The following is a 15,382-nucleotide window of genomic DNA, read 5'->3' as shown; positions in this document are numbered from 1 at the left end:
TGACGACTGACCACTAGCCACTCCCTTTCCCCCGCGCCAGCACCAGCGTGATGTCGTCCGGCTGTTCCACCCCGCCGATCCAGTCTCTCACAGCCCCCACCACGGCTTCGGTGATTTGTGGCAGCGGCAGATGGCGGTTCTCCAGCACCAGATCGATCAGGCGCGCCTCCCCGAACTCACCGAACTCGTTCTCCGGCTCGGTGATGCCGTCGCTGAAAGCCAGGAAAATGTCCCCCGGACGCAGTTCGCACCGGGCCTCCTCGAAGCTCAGGTCGTCGAACATTCCCAGCACCGTGCCGCCTTCGCACAATCGCTCTAGTTCTCCGTTGGCGCGCAGCACGATGGGCGGCAGATGTCCCGCGTTCGAATAATGCAGCGTCCGCGACGCGCCGTCGTAAAAGCTCAGGAAAAGCGTCGCATACTTCTCCGGCGTCGTGCTGCGGTACAAGTGATGGTTCAGCACTTTGAGCAAATGTGCCGGCGACATGGCGCCGTTCACCGAGGCCACCGCCAGCGAACCGCCGGCACCGCGCCCGTGAACTGCGGCTACTCCAGCCCTCTCCATCACGCTGCCGATCTGGAACGCCCGCACCGCCGAGTGCAGCGTCGCCATCAGCAGCGCGGCCGAAATCCCCTTGCCGCTGATGTCGCCCAGTGCGATCCCCAGTCGGTCATCGCCGGCAACCAGAAAGTCATAGTAGTCGCCGCTCACGATCCGGGCTGGCTGGCACACACCGTGCACCTCCAGACCCGGCGTTGACGGGAATTCGCGCGGAAAAAGCTGGTTCTGCACCTCTTGGGCGATGGCCAGCTCGCTCTGCAGGCGGTTCTTTTCCTTCTCTTCCACCAGCAGCCGCTGGAGCGATGCGCTCATGGAGTTGAACGACGATTCCAGCTCCGCCAACTGGTCCTTCTGCCGCACCGCGATGCGGTAGCTCAGGTCGCCGCGGTTGATGTGCTGCGTGGCCTCGTACAGCGAATGCACCGATCTGGTGACCGTGCGCGTCAGCCCGATGGCTACCGCCACCGCCACCAGCGCGATGATGGCCAGGAACACGGCCAGCGCTACCAGCACGGCCGCCCACGCTCCCGCCCACGCCCCGAACGTCCCGAACAGCCGGGCATACAGCGCCGAGGGACGCGTCCGCACCGTGAACAGGCTGGCCGCCTCCTCGCCCGTTTTCCAGTCCGCATACATGAAGATGGCGCCGAAGGTCACTGGCCGGTCCAGCCAGCGCGTCGCCGGCGGCAAGCGCCCGCCCTCTACGTTCAAGCTCGATTGTCCCGGAGCCGGCTGCGACGTCCTCCGCCGCACCCGCAACCCGGGCCGCTCGGTTCCTTCCGGCCGGTTCTCGAGTTGCACCAGCGGACGTTCGCCCTCCTGCGCGGGTTCAAAATCGGAGCCCACGCTGAACTCTCCGCTCGTGACGTAGAAGGTCGTGCGGCCCAGGCCCGCCGCGACGCGCTCCACCACTTCCCGGTCCAGCGGCGTGCTGCTGAGCACGGTCATCCGCTCCGAGCCCACGTTCACTGAGGTGGCGGCGCGCAAGTACAGCCCGCCTTCGTCCAGGGCTACCCCGCTGAAGTTGTCCTTGAGCCACGCCGGCGCCGCCAACGCTTGTGTTCCCGGCTCGCCCTGCAACACGAACGGACGTCCCCGGTACCACGCCACCACCTGCGTCTTCGACGAAACCGGCAGGCCGATCTCCAGTTCCCGGCTCTCCGTCACCGACGCGCTCGTCCCGCGCCCGCGCCGCAGGCTGCCCGCCAGCGCCGACGCCCGGCTCGCATTGGCCGATTGCAGTGCCTTCACTTCCGCCTGCAGATCGGAGGTCACCAGGAAGGTCGCGAACTGTCCCGCGAAGATGTAGAACGAAACCAGCGCCATGGCCACCAGCAGCACCGCCGGCACCACGCCCACAAGAAAGTAGGTCACGATCAGCCGGTTGCGCAGCCGCCACAGCAGCACCCGCCGCACCCAGCCCACCAGCAGCAGGCCGTACATCCCCGCCAGCACTACGTTGAAAAAAGTGATCCAGTCGGAAAGGTTCCCGCCGGCTCCCGGCCCGGGCTTCGCCAGCAGCCACACCCCGCGCACCACCATCAGCGCCAGGTCCACCGCCAGCAGGTAGAGCGCAAGCTGCCCCAGCAGGCTGGTGGGAGCCGCCTGCCCGAGCTTGCGACGCAGAAATCGGTAAAGTCTCACGGCGGGACCGGAGTCGCGAGCCTTGATTATATGCGCGGTGCTGAGCACGCCACTCGCACTCGACCTCTCCCCATGCCGCCGTCATCCTGAGCGGGGGAGGGCTACCGCGCGCACTTTCCAGCGCGGGAAACCCGAGCGAAGAATCTCGGGCTTGCTGTTCCGAAGGCCAAGCCGACAGCGGAAAGCGCAGAGCGGGAAGCGCGCCGCATCCGCTAGATTTCCGGATAAAAATCGAAAAACGCCTCCACGCTCGCCCGCAACTGCTTCTCGATATCTTCCTTGCTGCCTTCCAGGATGTGCATGGTGATGCGCGCCTCGCGCCCGCTCTTCAGTTTCACCGGCGCTTCTCCCACTTCCGCGATATCGTCCGACGGCAGCAGCCGCATGCCGTACACCAGGGTCAGGTTAGCCATGTCCGCATTCTAGCCAAGAGCCAACGGCCAGGAGCCAGGAACCGACAGCCAACCACCGCCTCTACGTTAGAATGACCTTCGTGCGCCTTTCGCTGCCGGCCTTTGTTCTCGCTTCGCTTCTGGCCTTGGCCCAGGAACCTGCCGCCAAGCCTGAAGTCCGCGTCACGTACCTTAACGTCTGCGCTCCCTCGCCCGACGAAAAGCAGGCGTTGGCCGCGGCGCTCGCCGCCATTCCTGAGCGTGTCCGCTTCGCCGCCGACTTCGAGGTCGCCCGCGGCCGCTCCACCATGCCCGACGCTCCCGTTTCCAACTGGGTCCGCATCCGCCGCGAGATCCCCGAGGGCCTGCTCTCCAGCGTGCAGTACTCCATCAGTGTGGACGACAACAGCATTGCCGAGACGCTGGTCTTCCGCCTGCGCGATCCCAAAGACGTCCTCATGCTTTCCATTCAGGATACGGTCAGCGCCTCGGCCGACATCGCTTCCGTCCTCGCCCTCAACACGCCCGCCAACCACGTCAAGATCGAGCGCTTCGGCAAGCCTTCGGTCGCTCTCGCCCGCTGCCCGAAGGCCGACCAGTCCGGCTTCGAACCGCTCTTCCGCCAGGCCTCGGACATCATGGCCCGCTACCGCGCCATCTTGCGCGTGCGCTCCACCGTGCCCGGCGACCTCTCTCGTCTGGGCGTCGGCGCCCGGAAGTCTGCACCCGCCAAACCTGCGCCTTCTCCGCCGAAACCCAACAATCCCTGAAAGTGGTTCACCTCGGTTGAAATCTGTCTTGAAAGGGCGCGCCTTCAGCCGCGCCGTTCCGGCTTTCCTTCCCTACAAGGGCTTTGGCCCCTCAGGAGAACCGGCAGACATTTTGAAAGAGCACTGGTGCTACACTCGCCTGAATCAAGCGAGTCAGTCTCGCCATCTAACAACGGCTGGCTAAGAACTAGTGGCTGGCAGCTAGGAGCTAGAAGCTTGATTCACAATGTCGTGGTTCTCGGCTCCGGATGTTCCGGACACACGGCCGCGCTCTACGCCGCGCGCGCCAACCTCAAACCTCTGGTCATCGAGGGCCACGAGCCCGGCGGCCAGCTCTCGCTCACCACCCTGGTGGAAAATTTCCCCGGCTTCCCCGACGGCATCCAGGGCCCCGAACTCATCGAAAACATGAAGAAGCAGGCCGCGCGTTTCGGCGCCGAGTACCGCTCCGGCCACCTGGTCAGCGCCGATCTCAGCCGCCGTCCCTTCAAGCTCAACCTCGGCAAGGAGACGCTGGAGTCCAAGACGCTCATCATCGCCAGCGGGGCTTCAGCCCGCTGGCTCGGACTGCCCAACGAGCAGGCGCTCATCGGACACGGCGTCTCCTCCTGCGCCACTTGCGATGGCTTCTTCTTCTCCGGCAAGCCCGTGGTTGTGGTCGGCGGCGGCGACTCCGCCATGGAGGAAGCGCTCTTCCTCACCCGCTTCGCCACCGAAGTCACTATCGTGCATCGCCGCGACGAATTCCGCGCCTCCAAGATCATGCTCGACCGCGCCCGCGCCAACCAGAAGATCAAGTTCCTCACCCCCGTCGTGGTCGAAGACGTCTATGACGTCGGCAGGAAAGAAGTCACCGCCGTCAAGCTGCGCAACCTCAAGACCAACCAGACCTGGGACTTTCCCACCAGCGCGCTCTTCCTCGGCATCGGCCACATCCCCAACGCCAAAATGTTCGCGGGCCAGCTCGACATGGATTCCGAGGGCTACCTCATCACCCGGGACTACGTCTTCACCCGCGTCCCCGGCGTCTTCGCCTCGGGCGACGTCATGGACCGCCGCTACCGCCAGGCCATCACCGCTGCGGGTACCGGCTGCATGGCCGCCATGGAAGCCGAAAAATTCCTCGAAGCCGAGGGCCACTGATCCACCCTGCCACACTGACCACTGACCACTGACCACTGACAACTGACCACTGTTGTGTTACAACCATCGCTCCGCATGTCGCCGCGTCGCACGCCATCTCACCGCGCGGGTGCCGCTTGCTGAGGGCGCTGTTCATCCGTCTTTCTGAGAGCCGCTCCCTGCGCGCCTTTGCCGAGCGCTCTCCCGCCGGCCGCCGCGTCTCCCGCCGCTTCGTCGCCGGCGAGACGCTCGAGGAAGTGCTCGCCGCCACCCGTGCCGTCAACCAGTCCGGCATGTCGGTCTCCATCGACAATCTGGGCGAGAACGTCACCAACGCCGAGGAGGCCCGCCGCAGCGCCGCGCTCTACCACCAGCTCCTCGACCACATCGCCGCCCGCTCGCTCGACGCCAACATCAGCCTCAAGCTCACCCACATGGGCCTGGACGTCGATGAATCGCTCGCCCACACCCTGGTCTCCGACCTTGTCGCCCACGCCGCGCGCCTGCGCAGCTTCGTGCGTGTGGATATGGAAGGCTCGCCCTACACCCAGCGCACCCTCGACTTCGTCCGCCACCTGCATCGCCACCCGCAGAACGCCGGCATCATCGGCGCTGTCATCCAGTCGTATCTGTATCGTTCGCGGAAAGACGTCGAGGAACTCTGCGCCGAGCGCATCCGCATCCGCCTGTGCAAAGGCGCCTACCAGGAGCCGCCGGAGATCGCGTTTCAGAAGAAATCCGACGTCGATGCCAACTTCGTCGCCCTGATGAAGCTGCTGCTCAAGAGCGGCGTCTACCACGGCATCGCCACTCACGACCCGAAGATGATCGCCGCCACCATCGCCTTCGCCCGCGCCGAAAAGGTTCCGCCCGACGCCTTCGAGTTCCAGATGCTCTACGGCATCCGCCGCGACTTGCAACAGGACCTGGTGCGCCAGGGCTGGCGCATGCGCGTCTATATCCCCTTCGGCACCGAGTGGTACCCGTATTTCATGCGCCGCCTCGCCGAACGCCCGGCCAACGTCTTCTTCATCCTCAAGAACCTCTTCCGCTAGACTTGAAACTCGAAACTCGAAACTGCCTCTCTCACTTCCGAGCCCGCCGAGCTCGCCGAGGAATGCTGGGTTCGTATCAGGGCACGGCTTCAGTCTGGCTACTGGGTACTGAGTAACTAGGTACTGAGAACTGAGAACCGAGAACTGAGAACTAAGCACTGGAGGGGCGAAAGAAGCCAGGAGCCAATAGCCAACGGCCAAGAGCATGTTTTCTACCGCCAAACGCCAGGGCGAAGCCGCCGAAACTCTCTTCCTCCTGCGCGCCGTCTCCCTTGGACTGGTCGTTTCACAGCCCTGGGGCGACAATGCCCGCTACGACTTCATCGTCGACTCCGGCGGCCTCCTCTCCCGCGTCCAGGTCAAATCCGTCTCCCGCCCCTCGCCGCGCAATGCGTATCACCTTTGCGTGGCCGCCGGCTCCGGCAGCCGGTTCCCCTACACGCCCCGCGACATCGACTTCCTCGCCGCCTACATCATCCCCGAAGACATCTGGTACCTCATCCCCTCTCCCGTGCTCCGCGCCGTCCACACCATCTCACTCCATCCCGCACCCACCCGCCAGCGCCCCGGCCGCTTCGAGCCCTTCCGCGAAGCCTGGCACCTCCTCTTTTCGGCTTCCGGCTAATAGCGAGCCGCGGAGAGCTGCCACTGGGTACTGAGAACTGAGAACTGAGAACTGAGAACTGCCCGCTTCCCAGGACCCGTTCGCGCAGGTATGGTAATCCGGTCGTCTCGGAGGAGGGTGGGATGGCAATTCCAAGGCGCCAACTGCTGCGCATGATGTCCTTCACGTTCGGGTCGAGCTTCGTCCTGAGCGGCAATCGGCTCGCCCGGGCGTCGCAGACCGCTGCGCCGCCAACGGTATCTTCATCCCCGGCGGTAGCCGCCGCCGGCCCGGGGCTCGCGAAAGGAGCGGAAATGGAAAAAGTCACAGGTATCGGAGGGCTGTTCTTCCGGGCGCGCGATCCCAAAGCCCTGGCGCGCTGGTACGAGCAGCACCTGGGCATCAACCCCTCGCCCACCAGCCCCGAAGGCTCGGTGTGGAAGCAGGAGGCCGGAATGACCGTGTTTTCTCCTTTCCCGGAGACGACCGATTATTTCGGCGACCCCAGCAAAATGTGGATGGTGAACTTCCGCGTCCGCGATCTCGACAGGATGGTTGCCCAGTTGCGTGGCGCAGGCATCGAGGTCAAGGCCCCCGAGACTTATCCCGGGATTGGCCGGTTCGCCCGCCTGCATGACCCGGAAGGAAATCCCATCGAACTGTGGCAACCGGAGGAATGAGTGGCTGGAGCAGGCCGGAACCTCTCCCCAGCCAAGTCGAGGGAGGATTGCATAAGAGGTCCTGTCTTCGTAACAGGGCACGCCTTCAGGCGTGCCGAAAACGCAACCAATTGATTCTGTCATCCTGAGCGAGCGCCGCGAACGCCTTTGAGCCGCGCCGATGTTGGCGCGGTCGCGGCGCGAGTCGAAGGATCTCGCAGTTGTCGTTGCTCTTTAGAGCACGAAACTTGAAACTCGAAGCTCGAAACTCAAGGATGCTTGTGAACCGAGTTCGCACGGCCAGCCGTCAACTCGGTACTCGGTACTAGGTACTCGGTACTGAGCACCAGCGCTAGAATCTCCCCAGAAATTGGTTTCGGAGGGGCACGGCTTCAGCCGTGCCGTTCCGGGTCTTACAACTACACGGGCTTTAGCCCCTGAGGGCAGCCCTCCATACTCGCGAGAAGACTTTGCTACACGCTGCAGGAATGCCCCCCACTCCCGATCCCCTCGCCCTCCGCCGCGGCCAGGCCATCAACCGGCGCAACGCCGTCGTCGCCGCCCTCTGTGGATGCGGCCCCGCGGCGCTCCTGGCATACCTCGCGCCGCCAACACCAGCCATGTGGCTCGCGGGTCTCGCCGCCGGGTTCTTATGGGCCAACTTCTTCGAGTACGCCCTGCACCGCTGGCTGCTGCACTGGGCGGGGAGCTATCCCGGCGAAGGCCACATGCTGCATCACCGCTCGCTGGGCAAGCCCGAGGAGCCGCTCTACGTCAACCTGGGCGGCCGCGCCATCTTCGTGGTGGCCATGTTCGTGGTCAACGGCGTTCCGGTGGTCCTGCTCGACCGCCTCGTCTTTTCTCAGGCCGGCTTCTTCCTTCACGCTGGCTTCGCCCCGGGCATGCTGGTGGCCTTCAGCCTCTACTTCATCGTGACCGAGCAGATCCACTGGCGCTTCCACATGGGCGGCTGGCTCCCGGCGTCATTGCGCACAGCCCGCACCCGCCACCTCGCCCACCACCAGCACCCCGATCAGGACTTCAGCATCTTCCTGCCGCTGTTCGATCGCTTGCTGCGCACCGCCTCGCGGTGAAGTTGACGTTTCGGACTGCACACGACAGCACTCTTCTTCTTGCCGTCATCCTGAGCGCCTCTCTGCGTTCTCTGCAGTGAAAACGATTTTCAATCCTGCGGCGCAGGCACCGGCCCTCGTGTCGGCGGACCAATCTCTGACAACGTCCTCAACATCTCCCGCTCATCTTCGCTGAATTTCTGGCGGAAGCGCTCGGAGTTGAGCGCGCGCTCGCGCTCCTCGGGGGGCAGGCTTCGCAGATGTTCCAGCGCGCTCCGCATCGCCTGGCGGCGCTCCGGCGGAAGCTGCTTCATGCGCCGATGCATCCCGCGCAGGCGCTGCTGCTGTTCCGGCGTCAGGTGCTCCCAGCGCTCCATGCGCTCGAGAATCCTCTGCTGCTGTTCCGGAGGCAGGCTGCGGAAGTCCTCCAGGCGCCGGCGCAGGCGCTGCTGCTTCTCCGCCGGCAGCCTCTGGAACTCAGGATCGGCGGACAGCGCGCGGTCCTGCTCCGCCGGCGGCAGGTCCTTGTAGCGGCGCAGCCAGTCGCCCGCATGCGGCCCCGGCCCGCGCCGTGACCAGTGACGTCCGGAACCGCCCTTGCCCTTCTTCCATTCCCGATTGCGCTCGTAGTCCTTGTCTTTTTCCTGGCTTTGGGCGCGGGGCGGAGTCGTCTCCGCTTCCTGCGCCCAGGCAGGCGCAGCCAAAAGCGCAGCAAGCGCGAGGACAACAACGAAGATGTGGAGCGCTCTTACATCCCAGCCCGTCAGGGCGGCATTCGTTAGCCCAGCACGGAAGTGCTGGGAACGTTGCCGGGAATGACCGAGCCCCGTAGGGGCGGCACCCAACGAATTGTCCTTCGTCGATTTCAAACCCTTTTCATCCGCTGAAGGCGTGCCGCCCGCTCCGCGGGCTGGCATTGTGCTCCACCTTGACGGGCTGGGCTAATCTCTGCCGCGCGCTTCGCGCGCTGCCTTCCTGCCGGATCGCCGCCTGCCTCCCGCCAGCCGCCGGCTAGTTCTCCGCTGGCTGCGCCTGTTCCTCCAACTCATCCAGCCAATCGAAGTTCGCGTACAGGTCCTGGTTGCTGTCCAGGTTCTCGAGGTCGCTCACCGCCGTACCGGGCTGCGCGTGAACTGCCACCACAGGCGTCGTCGTCGCTGCGGTCTCGACCAGCCGTTCCGGAGGCTGGGCCTGGCGGAACAGGAACACCGCCGCCACCACCAGCCCGGCGAAGACGGCCACCAACGCCGGCCTGCGCAGCCATTCCAGCCACCCCGGCGCCGCGCTCGCCCCTTCCTCGCGCACGCGCGCCTTCAGCCGCTGGTCGAAGTAGGGAGAAGGCTCGGGCGCCTGCCACTCATCGAGCAGGTTCATGGTCTGCCGCAGCGAGGCCAGCTCACGCGCGCATTTCTCGCACGCCTCCAGATGCGCCTGCGCCTCCGCCGGCGCCGTGGCGCGCCCCGCGGCCAGGTCCAGCAACTCCTCCCGCAACTGTTCGCACTTCATAGGAACTCCTTCAAACTCTCCCGCAGCGACTCATAGGCGCGGAACAACAGCGACTTGGTCGCCGACTCGCTCAGCTTCATCACTTCGCCGATCTCCCGGTAGTCCATTCCCTGGTACTTGTGCAGCAGCACCGCGAGGCGCTGCCGCTCCGGCAGCGCTTCCACGCGCCGGCGGATGGCCTCCCGCCGCTCCTTTGCCAGCAATAGTTGCTCGGCCGTGGGTGCGCCGTCGGCCACATCCAGTGGTCTCTCGCCTTCCGCAGGCGGTTCATCCAGGCTGGTCGTGGCCTGCGCGCGCTCGTTGCGCGTATCCCGTGCGTAGTTCACCGCCAGGTTCGTCGCGATGCGGTAGAGCCAGGTGGTGAACCGCGCCTCCGCGCGATAACTCTTGCGCGAGCGATACACCCGCAGGAACGCTTCCTGCGCCAGCTCTTCCGCTACCGCCTGGTTGTGCACCATGCGATACATGAAGCCCACGATGGGACGGCGGAACTTCTCCACCAGGTGGTCGAAGGCGGCGTCGTCGCCCGCGGCCACGCGCAGCATCACCTCGGCGTCGCTCAGCAGGTCGAGCGGACCTCCCAGGAATCCGTCGCCGGCTTCTTCCTGCCGCGCCGCGGTGCCCATCGCCTCACGGTGGAGCGCAACACTGCCCACGGTCCTGTTAACCCGCGCGCCTTCAAAAAGTTGCGACGTTTGCTCCGCCCCGGATTCGGGCTCCTTCGCCATGCGCTCTGCAACGGATTCTACATGCAAGGCGCGTCCTTGATCGGATCCCACAGACCGATCAATGCCCATCATCTCGTGAGTGGTCGTCGTTGGGTCGTATCCGCGCTTTGGCTGACCTGCCGCGCGCCCCGTGCCGCGCAGCGCTGCTCTTGGTTGTGGGCGGTGATGGTGGCGGTCAGGCGGTCGCGATCAGACCTGCAATGGTGGGCGCTGAAGGATTCGAACCTTCGACTTCCACCGTGTGAAGATGGCACTCTACCGCTGAGTTAAGCGCCCACGAGAGAGGGCTATTTTAGCAGAAGGGCGCGATGAGCAGAAATCAGAGGTAGATGCGCTCGGCGGCGCGCAGGGCGCGGTAGCGCTCGAAGGATTTGCGCGGGCTTTCGAGGCCGAGAAGCGAGCGCAGGGTGGAACCGCGGAAGGTGTGGGCGAGCATGCGCGGGCCGTGGGTGAGGACGAACCAAGGATTCTGGCGGAAAACAGAGGGCAGGTGGCGAACTTTCATCCAGCGTTCGGCGCGCCAGCGGCGGTACTCGACTTCGTCCGCAGGGAGGTGGCGGGTGCGCACGACGGCCGTGGTACCGTCGTACTCCTCGAGGCGGTCGTTGGTGATCAGGCCTGCGGCGCGAAAGTCTTTGGTCATGGGAGTGCGGGGATAAGGCGTGGGGTGCTGGATGTAGGGCCAGTCGATATGCCGACGGGCGAAGGCGAGGTTGGCTTCGACGGATTCGGCGGTGTCGTCAGGATTGCCAACGATGAGCCCGCCGACCACGTACATGCGGTGGCGATGCAGGCAGTCGGTGGCGCGCAGGGTGGCGTTGCCCGCGGTGCGGCCTTTTTCGCGCAGCGCGTTCTTCGAGTCAGCGCGCAGGAAGGCGAGGTCGGATTCAAGGATGTTCTCGATGCCGAGGAAAACGTAGCGGAAACCGGCGCGGCGCATGAGCGGAGCAAGGGTCTCGCCGTGGGCGGCGATGGCCGAGGTCATGGCCTGCACAATGTAGTCGAGACGGTTGAGGCCGGAATCAATCAGCGCCCGGCAGAGGGCTTCGAAGCGGCGGACGTTGAGGGTGATGTTGTCGTCGACGAGAAAGATGACGCGGGCGCCGTGGGCGCGGGCGTCCGAGATATCGGCCAGGACGCGGTCGAAGGAGTAGGTGTGGAAGTTGCGGCCGCGCATCTCAATGATGGAGCAGAAAGAACAATCGTAAGTGCAGCCGCGCGAGGTTTCGACCACATCCACCGGCCGGCCGAGCATGGTGTAGCCGGTGAGCACGCGGGCGGCGCGGTTGGGCAGGCGGATGAGGCCGCTCTCGAGGTCGTGGACGGGGCGCGGCGGATTCTCACGCCATTCCGAGCCTCGGCGCCAGGTGAGGCCGGGGATGTCGCTCAGACCGTCGCTGCTCGCAGGAGATTGTTCCAGTGAGCGCAGCAGTTGAGAGAACGTCAGCTCGCCTTCGCCGCGGACGATGAAGTCGGCGAGGCCGCTTGCGACGTAGGCTTCGGGCGCGAGACTGGGATCGTAGCCGCCGACGACGATTCGCGCTTCGGGTCGCAGCGCGCGGACCAGCTCCATGATGCGGAATGCCGTCCGGCGCTGGAAGGTCATGATGGAGAGGCCGACGATATCGGGCTGAAGCTCGCGAACGAGGCGCTCGACCGTCGCGCGGACGGTCTTCTGCACGAGGATAAGGTCGGCGACGGCGACCTGGTGGCGCGAATCCACGTTGCCGGCGAGCGACGTGAGCGCGCCGTTGGGCATGCGGATGACGAGCGAGGGCATGTGCTCGAAGGAGTCCGGCATGGAGAGGAGGAGGACTCTCACCAAAGGCCTCCGCGGGAAGTGTGGCGCTGATAGTGGCATGGATGAGGGAGAAGAGGGAAGGGATGCCCGGGGATTGAATCAATGGGTCATGGAACCATTGAAATGCGTCCCACCCTGTCGCTCCAAAAGCGGGAGCGACAGGGGTGGGGGCGGCCCGTTATCCCCACGTCTGCGCCGAAAGGCACGGCGCAGACATGGGGCACCGTCATGGGGATTGAGTCATTGAGTCATTGATTCATTGAATCATTGAAGTGAATCATCCCAGTACCCTCGACTTGACCTGAGCTTGTTGCTGCGGTCCTCCACGACTTACACTCCCCCGGCGAGTCCTTCATGGGTGACGACACCTCCATAGGCGGGGGGAGTGCGCGGTTTCCCCAGACGCGGTGGTCGGCGATCGAGGCCGCGCGCTCGGACGATCCGGCGGAGCGGCAGCGGGCTCTCGAGACGCTGATCGCGGCTTACTGGAAGCCGGTGTACAAGTACATCCGGGTGCAGTGGAACAGATCCAATGAAGACGCCAAGGACCTGACGCAGGAGTTCTTCGCGCGGCTGATCGAGAAGGACTTCCTTGAGACTTACGATCCGGCGAAGGGCCGGCTGCGGACGTTTCTGCGGGTGTGCGTGGACGGAGTGGTGCAGAACGCGGACCGGGCGGCGCGGCGACTGAAGCGCGGCGGCGATGCGGTGATGATGTCGCTGGATTTCGACGCGGCTGAAAGCGAACTGGGCCGCGCGGCGCCGGCCGCGGCGGAAGACTTTTTTGAGCGGGAATGGGTGCGCAGCCTGTTTGAACTGGCCATCGAAGGGTTAAAGAAGGAGTGCGAGGCGCGGGGCAAGATGGTCCACTTCCGGCTTTTCGAGCGCTATGACATGGACGACGCGGGCGAGCGGCGTCCTACGTACGAACAACTGGCGCGCGAGATGGACCTCGCGACCACGGACGTGACCAACTACCTGGCGTGGGCGCGGCGCGAGTTCCGGAGGATCGTGCTGGAGAAATTGCGAGAGATGACGGCCGGCGAGGACGAGTTCCGGCGCGAGGCGCGGGCGCTGTTGGGCGTGGAGGGCTCGTGAGCTGGCTTTCCGACCGGGCGCTCGACCGGCTGCGCGCCGCCGCCGACGAACCCGATCTTTCCGGCACTCGTTACCGGCTGGTGGAGCGGCTGGGCGCGGGCGGCATGGGCACGGTGTACCTGGCGACAGATACGGCACTCGACCGGAGAATCGCGCTGAAGGTGCTGCGGCTGCCGGATTCTTCCGGAGGACTGGCGGCGCGGCTGCTGCGGGAGGCGAAGATCCTGGCGCAGCTCGAGCATCCCGGGATCGTGCCGGTGCACGACGTGGGCACGCTGCCGGACGGGCGCGTGTTCTACACCATGAAATATGTCGAAGGGCCGCGGCTGGACCGCTGGGCGACGGGGGCCACTTCGCTGCCGGAGCGGCTGCGCATCTTCGAGCGCATCTGCGACGCGGCCGCGTTCGCGCACGACCGCGGCGTGGTGCATCGCGACCTGAAGCCGGAGAACGTCATGGTGGGTCCCTTCGGCGAGGTGCTGGTGATGGACTGGGGCGTGGCCAAGATTCTTTCCGCTGTCGCCTCAAGACAGGCTCTGCGCGAGGCGGCCGACGCGGAAGCCGTAACCGTCGCGGGGCCGCAGTTGCGGACTGCTTCCGCCGAGCAGACGGGTCACGGCATGGTGCTGGGCACGCCGGGCTACATGGCCCCGGAACAGGCGCGGGGCGAGAGCGCGCAGGTGGATGCGCGCGCGGATGTGTTCGCGCTGGGCGCCATCCTGCGGTTCCTGCTGACCGGACATGCGCCGCCGGAAGCCACGACCCTGGGAACGGGGGGAGAGACGGCGCGTGCGCCGTCGGCTTCAGGATCGATGCCGCGGGCGCTGGCGGCGATCTGCGCCAAGGCCATGGCGGCGGACCCGGCGGCACGCTATCCCACGGCGAAAGAACTGGGCGCGGAGGTGGCCCGCTACCGCGACGGGCTGCCGGTGGAAGCGCATCGCGAGTCGCTGGCGGAGCGGGCAGCGCGGCTGTTCGCGCGTCATAAGGTCGCCATCCTGCTGGTGGTGGCGTACCTGGTGATGCGCGTGGCGCTGATCGTGTGGACGAGACGATAGCATTCGCACTGCCGAGAGCGCCGAGTGCAGAATGCAAAATGCAAAATGCAAAAGGCAAAGTGCAAAGTGCAAAGTGCAGGAGGCGCGGCTAAAGGAATCCAGCGGTAGGGGTGAATAGAGGAGCGAGTGGGGAGTACGAGTTGCGAGGGGCGGGAGGTCCAAGGAGGAGACATGAACAAGGTGCTGCTGGGGGTAATCCTGGGCGCGGTGCTGGGGGCCATCGACGGGCTGACGGCGTGGTTCACGCCGGAAGTGCGGGACCAGATTGTGATGATCGTCGTCTTTTCCACCCTGAAGGGCGTCATCGCGGGCGTGCTCATCGGGTTCTTCGCGCGCAAGGTAAATTCGCTGGCTCTGGGAATCCTGTTCGGCGGCACGGTGGGATTGCTGCTGGCGTACGCGGTGGCGGCGATGCCGGATCCGAGCGGGAAGCATTACTACTTCGAGATTATGTTGCCCGGGACCATCGTCGGCTTGCTGGTGGGATACGCGACGCAGAAGTACGGGCGAAGCGCGAGGACGGCGTAGGGCATCTGCGATCTGGCGAGCTGCGAACTGCGAAGTGAAGCCGCTTTTTGGTGCGCCCTCCTTCCGCCTGCGGTCGCGGCGGCGACCTCCGGCTCGGTCGGGCGCGGAATCGATTGGAGGTTTACCCAGGGTTCCGAGCGCGCGGTCGCTGGGCTCCCTTACGCTCTCCACCCTGGGCTACGGATTTGTCGCCCCTTCGGGGCTGCGACCGTGCCAGGACAATTACCGCATCAGCGCTCGAGCGGCTTGGGGGAGTGGCAATCTGCAGAACGGGTTAAAGGAACCTGTGAGAGCGGTTAAGGGAAGGATGAAGGTGCGATGAACAGGAGGCGAGCCATGTCCCGGCCGCTGCTGGGCCTGCTTTTGGGCGGGGTGCTGGGGCTGCTGGACGGGCTCTCGGGGTATCTGTACCCGGAACTGGCGCCGGTGATGGCTACGGTGATCCTGTACTCGACGCTGAAAGGCTTCGTGAGCGGCACGATCATCGGCCTGGTGGCGCGCCGGATGAACTCGCTGCCGCTGGGGATCGTGAGCGGGCTGACCGTGGGCGTGGTGTTCAGCTACCTGGTGGCGCTGACGGCCGAGGCCACGCTGTTCTGGGACATCATGCTGCCCGGAGCGCTGCTGGGACTGATCGTGGGATTCGCGACGCAGAAGTTCGGAAGGCCGGTAGCGCAGGCGCGATGACGATGTGCAATAAGCAATCAGCGATAAGCGATAAGCATCAGCGATAGGCACTCGGCACTTAGCAATTGGCACTTAGCCGGGGAGTGGGGGAACGA

General features: G+C 65.3%; 16 protein-coding genes and 1 tRNA gene. 10 read left to right on the top strand and 7 right to left on the bottom strand.

Annotation, left to right across the window (positions count from 1 at the left end):
* Positions 1–13 precede the first annotated feature (13 nt).
* Together VNK82_02490 and VNK82_02485 are read right to left on the bottom strand one after the other, a co-directional pair.
* A complete protein-coding gene (locus VNK82_02490; protein HXE89809.1) occupies positions 14–2,206 on the bottom strand; it encodes a SpoIIE family protein phosphatase in 2,193 nt (730 codons plus the stop codon).
* Between the two features lie 212 nt (positions 2,207–2,418).
* A complete protein-coding gene (locus VNK82_02485; protein HXE89808.1) occupies positions 2,419–2,619 on the bottom strand; it encodes a hypothetical protein in 201 nt (66 codons plus the stop codon).
* Between the two features lie 80 nt (positions 2,620–2,699).
* On the opposite strand from VNK82_02485, the gene VNK82_02480 reads away from it, so the two are divergent.
* From VNK82_02480 to VNK82_02455, 6 genes are all read left to right on the top strand, one after another.
* The gene (locus VNK82_02480) at positions 2,700–3,368 is read left to right on the top strand and encodes a hypothetical protein (protein HXE89807.1); all 669 of its coding nucleotides are present in this window, start codon (positions 2,700–2,702) and stop codon (positions 3,366–3,368) included.
* 216 nt (positions 3,369–3,584) lie between these two features.
* Positions 3,585–4,511: a thioredoxin-disulfide reductase gene (trxB, locus tag VNK82_02475; protein HXE89806.1), complete on the top strand. Its 927-nt coding sequence runs from the start codon at positions 3,585–3,587 to the stop codon at positions 4,509–4,511.
* Between the two features lie 116 nt (positions 4,512–4,627).
* Positions 4,628–5,545, top strand: a complete 918-nt coding sequence (locus tag VNK82_02470; protein HXE89805.1) for a proline dehydrogenase family protein — start codon at positions 4,628–4,630, stop codon at positions 5,543–5,545.
* 205 nt (positions 5,546–5,750) lie between these two features.
* A complete protein-coding gene (locus tag VNK82_02465) occupies positions 5,751–6,170 on the top strand; it encodes a group I intron-associated PD-(D/E)XK endonuclease (protein ID HXE89804.1) in 420 nt (139 codons plus the stop codon).
* A gap of 122 nt (positions 6,171–6,292) precedes the next feature.
* Positions 6,293–6,829 carry a VOC family protein gene (locus VNK82_02460; GenBank protein HXE89803.1) on the top strand — a complete coding sequence of 179 codons (537 nt, stop codon included), beginning with the start codon at positions 6,293–6,295 and terminating at the stop codon, positions 6,827–6,829.
* 467 nt (positions 6,830–7,296) lie between these two features.
* Complete coding sequence (locus tag VNK82_02455) at positions 7,297–7,902, top strand: sterol desaturase family protein (GenBank protein HXE89802.1); 606 nt, start codon at positions 7,297–7,299, stop codon at positions 7,900–7,902.
* Positions 7,903–7,991: 89 nt separating this feature from the next.
* Here the strand turns inward: VNK82_02455 and VNK82_02450 are convergent, their stop codons facing one another.
* The 5 genes from VNK82_02450 to VNK82_02430 form a co-directional block, all read right to left on the bottom strand.
* The gene (locus tag VNK82_02450) at positions 7,992–8,585 is read right to left on the bottom strand and encodes a DUF3106 domain-containing protein (protein ID HXE89801.1); all 594 of its coding nucleotides are present in this window, start codon (positions 8,583–8,585) and stop codon (positions 7,992–7,994) included.
* A gap of 307 nt (positions 8,586–8,892) precedes the next feature.
* Positions 8,893–9,387 carry a hypothetical protein gene (locus VNK82_02445; protein ID HXE89800.1) on the bottom strand — a complete coding sequence of 165 codons (495 nt, stop codon included), beginning with the start codon at positions 9,385–9,387 and terminating at the stop codon, positions 8,893–8,895.
* Positions 9,384–10,013: a sigma-70 family RNA polymerase sigma factor gene (locus VNK82_02440; GenBank protein ID HXE89799.1), complete on the bottom strand. Its 630-nt coding sequence runs from the start codon at positions 10,011–10,013 to the stop codon at positions 9,384–9,386. The genes VNK82_02445 and VNK82_02440 overlap by 4 nt, the downstream gene beginning before the upstream one ends.
* 303 nt (positions 10,014–10,316) lie before the next feature.
* Positions 10,317–10,391 (bottom strand) — tRNA-Val (locus tag VNK82_02435).
* A 43-nt stretch (positions 10,392–10,434) separates the two neighbouring features.
* Positions 10,435–11,937: a radical SAM protein gene (locus tag VNK82_02430; GenBank protein ID HXE89798.1), complete on the bottom strand. Its 1,503-nt coding sequence runs from the start codon at positions 11,935–11,937 to the stop codon at positions 10,435–10,437.
* Positions 11,938–12,270: 333 nt separating this feature from the next.
* On the opposite strand from VNK82_02430, the gene VNK82_02425 reads away from it, so the two are divergent.
* From VNK82_02425 to VNK82_02410, 4 genes are all read left to right on the top strand, one after another.
* Complete coding sequence (locus VNK82_02425; protein ID HXE89797.1) at positions 12,271–13,014, top strand: sigma-70 family RNA polymerase sigma factor; 744 nt, start codon at positions 12,271–12,273, stop codon at positions 13,012–13,014.
* Positions 13,011–14,072 carry a serine/threonine-protein kinase gene (locus VNK82_02420; protein ID HXE89796.1) on the top strand — a complete coding sequence of 354 codons (1,062 nt, stop codon included), beginning with the start codon at positions 13,011–13,013 and terminating at the stop codon, positions 14,070–14,072. The genes VNK82_02425 and VNK82_02420 overlap by 4 nt, the downstream gene beginning before the upstream one ends.
* 171 nt (positions 14,073–14,243) lie before the next feature.
* Complete coding sequence (locus VNK82_02415; GenBank protein ID HXE89795.1) at positions 14,244–14,600, top strand: hypothetical protein; 357 nt, start codon at positions 14,244–14,246, stop codon at positions 14,598–14,600.
* Positions 14,601–14,936: 336 nt separating this feature from the next.
* Entirely contained in the window at positions 14,937–15,287 is a 351-nt protein-coding gene (locus VNK82_02410; GenBank protein ID HXE89794.1) for a hypothetical protein, read from the top strand.
* Positions 15,288–15,382: the final 95 nt, after the last annotated feature.

Source organism: Terriglobales bacterium, assembly GCA_035573675.1.
GTDB lineage: Bacteria > Acidobacteriota > Terriglobia > Terriglobales > Acidobacteriaceae > DATMAB01.
This window is presented reverse-complemented; position numbering and strand designations above follow the sequence as displayed.

Coding starts and splice junctions, on each gene's coding strand:
- VNK82_02460 (HXE89803.1), top strand. CDS start 6,293: ATGGCAATTCCAAGGCGCCAACTGCTGCGCATGATGTCCTTCACGTTC.
- VNK82_02485 (HXE89808.1), bottom strand. CDS start 2,619: ATGGCTAACCTGACCCTGGTGTACGGCATGCGGCTGCTGCCGTCGGAC.
- VNK82_02410 (HXE89794.1), top strand. CDS start 14,937: ATGTCCCGGCCGCTGCTGGGCCTGCTTTTGGGCGGGGTGCTGGGGCTG.
- VNK82_02440 (HXE89799.1), bottom strand. CDS start 10,013: ATGGGCACCGCGGCGCGGCAGGAAGAAGCCGGCGACGGATTCCTGGGA.
- VNK82_02445 (HXE89800.1), bottom strand. CDS start 9,387: ATGAAGTGCGAACAGTTGCGGGAGGAGTTGCTGGACCTGGCCGCGGGG.
- VNK82_02465 (HXE89804.1), top strand. CDS start 5,751: ATGTTTTCTACCGCCAAACGCCAGGGCGAAGCCGCCGAAACTCTCTTC.
- VNK82_02455 (HXE89802.1), top strand. CDS start 7,297: ATGCCCCCCACTCCCGATCCCCTCGCCCTCCGCCGCGGCCAGGCCATC.
- VNK82_02425 (HXE89797.1), top strand. CDS start 12,271: ATGGGTGACGACACCTCCATAGGCGGGGGGAGTGCGCGGTTTCCCCAG.
- VNK82_02415 (HXE89795.1), top strand. CDS start 14,244: ATGAACAAGGTGCTGCTGGGGGTAATCCTGGGCGCGGTGCTGGGGGCC.